We start from the raw sequence: 4,594 nt of genomic DNA on the forward strand, positions 1-4,594 counted from the left end.
CGGCGGACGCGGCGCTGCGCACCTCGGTCGGAGGCCTTGCCGAGCGGGCCGAGGCGGCGGCGCGCGCCATCGGGCACGCGGCCGAGGAGGTCGGGCAGGCGCTCGCCGCCCGCCTCGCCGAGGTCGGGACGGCGTTCGACGGCCACGGCCGCAGCGTCACGGACCTGATCGGCCAGCACGCCGACGAGACCCAGACCCGGCTCGCCACGGTGGGCCGCGACATCGTGGTGGCGGTGGCCAGCCAGGGCGCCCGGGTGAACGAGGTGCTCACCCGCACCGGCACGGCCCTCGCGAGCGCCACCGAGACGACCGGCCGCTCCCTCGACGAGGCCCTGACGAGCCGCCTCGCGGCGCTCCAGGAGACCATCGCCCGCGGCGACATCCTGGCCGACCGCCTCACCCGCGACACCCACCACCTCACCGAGACCGTCGGCGGCCGGATCGAGGAGATGGACCGCATCATCACGGTGCAGGGCCGCGCCGTCGCCGAGAGCATCGCCGACCGGGCCCGGGAGGCGCGCGAGATCGTCGAGACCCAGCTCGGCGCCCTGGAGGACCGCTCGGCCAAGCGCAGCGCCGAGATCGGCGCCACCTTCAGCACCCTCGTCGCCCACGTCGACCAGCAGCTCGGCGCCCGCGCCACGGCTCTGAACGAGGCCCTGATCGTGCGCGCCGGCGAGATGGCCCGGGTCATGGCCGAGGGCGGCCGCGAGGTCGCCCAGGCCCTCGACGCCCGCGCCGACGAGCTCGCCCGCGCCATCACGGCCCGCAGCCAGGCCATGAGCGACACGCTGACGGCCCGCGCCGACGAGATCGGCGACGCGCTCGGCCGGCGCACCGACGAGCTGACCCGGCGCCTCGACGCCGGCGCGACGCAGTTCGACGAGCGGGTGCTCTCGCGCCTCGACGCCCTCGGCACCGCCCTCGACGAGCGCAGCCGCGTCATCGACGAGACCTTCGGCGTCAAGGCCGAGGAGGCCCTGCGCCTGATCGAGAGCCGCACCCGCGGCCTCGACGAGGAGCTCGGCGCCCGCACCCGGGAGCTCGTCGCCTTCGTGGAGCGCCACGGCGGCGAGGCGACCCGCGACCTCGCGGCCCAGGCCGAGGCGATCCGCGCCGCCTTCGACGGGCGGGCCGACACCCTCGGCCGCCTCGTGGACGAGCGGACCGCCGCGATGGCGGCGGAGCTCGACGAGCGCGGCCGGGCGATGTTCGGCTCCCTGGGCGGCCGCGTCACCGAGCTGGCGCGCCTGTTCGACCGCGGCGGCGCGGCTCTGGCCGAGCTGCTCGACCACCGGGGCGAGACCATCCTGGGCTCCCTGCGCGAGACCGTGCGGGAGGCCGACCGGGTCCTCGAGACGGGGACCGGGCGCCTCGCCGGCTCCGTCTCGGAGCGCACCACCGCCCTCACGGCCCTCCTCGACGAGCGCGAGGCGGTGGTGGACCGCCTGTTCGGCGACCGCCTGAAGGCCCTCTCGGCCCTCGTGGACGAGCAGGCCGCGATGATCCGCGCCCTCCTCGACAGCCAGGCCGAGGCGCTGCATGCCGGCCTCGACGCCCGGCTGCGCGCCCTGCACGAGACCCTGGAGCAGCGCACCGGCGCGGTCCGCACCCTCCTCGACGACCAGGCCGGCGCCCTCGGCGCCGTCATGGACGACCGGGCCGGCGCGCTCCGGGGCGTGCTCGCCGCCCGCGGCGAGGACCTCGCGGCGGCGCTGGAGGAGCGGGTCGGCCGCGCGGTCGGCGCGGTGGACGAGGGCACCCGCGCCCTCGGCACCCTGTTCGACAAGCGCCTCGCCGCCCTCGACCTCCTGGTGGAGCGGCGCGGCGCCGCCTTCGCGCAGACCGTCGAGGCCCGCACCGACGCCCTCGGCGCCCTCCTCGACGGCCGCACCGCGGCGTTCGCGCAGGCCGCGGAGGCCGGGGCCGACGGGCTGGCGCAGCGGATGCAGGCGCGCATCCGGGACCTCGACGCGACGGTCGAGGAGCGGGCCCGCGCCGTCGCGGCGCTGATGGACGACCGCGGCGACGCGCTCGCCACCCTCCTGGCCGCCCGCGGCGACGAGGTCGCGGGCCTGATCCAGGCGCGCATCGACGGCGTCAGCGGCCTCATCGACCGCAACGCCGAGACCCTGACCACCGTCCTCGACGGGCACCAGAACGCCCTGTCCCAGGAGCTCGCCACGCGGACCGAGGCCCTCGCGGCCCTGCTGCAGGAGCGCACCGGCGCCCTCGCGGGCGCCCTCGACCAGGGCGGGACCACCCTGGCCGGGCTGGTCGACGGGCGCCACCGCGCCCTCGCCGAGCTGGTCTCGGCCGGCGACATCCTGGCCCGCCGGGTGCAGGAGCGCATCGACGCGCTCTCGAGCACGATCGTGCGGGGCGGCGACGCGCTCGCGGGCCTGCTCGACGCCCGCCAGGCCGACCTCGCCGCGACCTTCGACAGCCGCGGCGGCGCCCTCGGCACCCTGCTGGAGAGCCGCATCGGCGAGCTCTCCGGGGCGCTCGACCGCAGCAGCGCGGCCTTCGGCGGCCTCCTCGACGGGCAGGTGCGGGAGCTCGGCCGCCAGCTCGACGCGAGCGGGCAGGCCGTCAGCGACCGCCTCCAGGCCCGGATCGACGCCCTCGGCGCCACCGTGGACGAGCGGGCGGTGGCCTTCGGGGCGGTGGTCGAGACCCGGGCGGCGGAGCTCGCCGGCCTGATGCAGGCCCGGACCGAGGCCCTGTCGGGCGCCGTGGACGAGCGCAGCGCCGCCTTCACGGCCCGCATCGACGGCCGCATGCGCGCCTTCGCGGCCCTGGTGGCGGCGCGGGGCGAGGCCCTGGCGGACGCCTTCGACGACCGCAGCGACGCCTACGCGGCCCTCGTCGACGCCCGCACGGCGGCGCTGACCGCGGCCCTCGACGAGCGCGTGGCGGCGCTGAACGGCGCCGTGGACGAGCGCGTGGCGGCGCTGACCGGGACCATGGACGAGCGCGTGGCCGCCCTGCGGGGGACCATGGACGAGCGCGCCGCCGCCCTGAGCGGCGCCGTGGACGAGCGCAGCGCCCTCCTGGCCACGGGCTTCGACCGCCGCGCCGCCGCCTTCGCGGCGCTGATCGACCAGCGCAGCGCGACGCTCGCCCGCAGCCTGGCCGAGACGGCCCGGGACCTGACGCAGGCGATCGACGGGCGCGGCGGCGAGCTCGCCCGCAGCCTCGGCGAGCGGGTCCAGGCCCTCCAGGAGCTCGTCGAGGGCCGCGGCGGCGCCCTCGGCCGCACCCTCGAGGCCACGGCCGCGACCCTGCGCGAGTCCATCGACGGGCGCGGCACCGCCCTGGTGACCGCCCTGGAGGTGAGCGGCGAGACCGTCGCGGACGGCCTCGACCGCCGGATCGCGCAGCTGCGCGGCCTCGTCGAGGGTCCGGGCAGCGACCTCGTGGCGGCGCTGGGCGAGCGCAGCGAGGCCCTGGAGCGGGCCGTCTCGCACGGGGTCGGCGGCGTGGTGGCGCAGCTGCGCGAGCGGGCCGACGAGCTCGCCGCGCTCTCGGCCGGCGCCGCGGACGACCTGCGGCGGGCCGCCGACCAGGGCGCGGCCCGGGCGGTCGCGACCCTGACGGAGGTCAACCAGCGCCTCGGGGGCGACCTCGGCGGCCTCCTCAACCGCGTCGAGGCCGCCTGCCAGGCGCTCCAGGAGCTCGTCGGCAGCGCCGGCCAGAACCTGGCGGCGATCGAGGGCGGGCTCGCCGGCCGGGTCCAGGAGATCCAGGCCGCGCTGGCCGAGATCGCGACCGAGACCGGCCGCGCCTCGGACCAGGTCGCCGGGCAGGTGGAGGCGCTCCAGGGCGCCGCCACGGGCGCCCTGCGGCAGGCGACCAGCCTCGCGGCGTCCCTCGACGCCCGCGGCAAGGCGCTGACGGAGACCGCCCGCCAGCACATCGGCAGCCTGACGCAGGCCGCCGGCACCCTCGAGGGCGTCGAGGGCCGGATGGCCGCCTCCCTGTCGGAGCGGCAGGCGGCGGTCGACGCGCTGCTCGCCCGCATCGACGCGCGCTCGACGGCGCTCGCCGAGGCCACGGAGGGCGTCGGCGCCCGGGTCGAGGGCACCCTGCGGGGGCTCGAGACCCGCACGCAGGCGCTGGGCCGGGAGATCGAGGAGAGCGCCCGCCAGGCCGGCGCCTCGGTGTCGGAGGCCTTCGAGCGCCTGCGAAGCGGCAGCGGCGAGGAGGGCGCCCGCGCGGCGGCCTCCGTGCGCCAGGCGGTCGAGGGGGCCTCGGGCGAGCTGCGCGAGGCCTTCGGGGGCGCGGCCGAGCGCTTCCAGGGCACGGTCGAGTCCATGCGCGGCATGGCGGCCGAGATCCGGCGCACCCTCGAGGAGATCCGCGAGGACCTCCAGCGCGGAGTGGTCAGCATCCCGCGGGAGACCCAGGACGCGACGGGCGAGATGCGCCGGGTGGTGGCCGAGCAGATCAAGGCCCTGAACGAGCTCTCGGCCCTGGTGTCCCGCTCCGGCCGCTCGGTCGACGTGACGATGCCGCGGGCCGAGGCGCGCGCCGCCGAGGCCGGCCGCTCGGGCCCCGCGCCCCGGCCGGCCCCCGGGCCGTCCGCGTCCGC

1 protein-coding gene is annotated in these 4,594 nt (G+C 78.6%); it reads left to right on the plus strand.

Annotation, left to right across the window (positions count from 1 at the left end):
* The coding region (locus DT057_RS33970; protein WP_477458733.1) for an apolipoprotein A-IV repeat region-like domain-containing protein at positions 1–4,594 on the plus strand (4,594 nt) is incomplete at both ends.

It is taken from the genome of Methylobacterium crusticola (genome assembly GCF_003574465.1).
Lineage (GTDB): Bacteria > Pseudomonadota > Alphaproteobacteria > Rhizobiales > Beijerinckiaceae > Methylobacterium > Methylobacterium crusticola.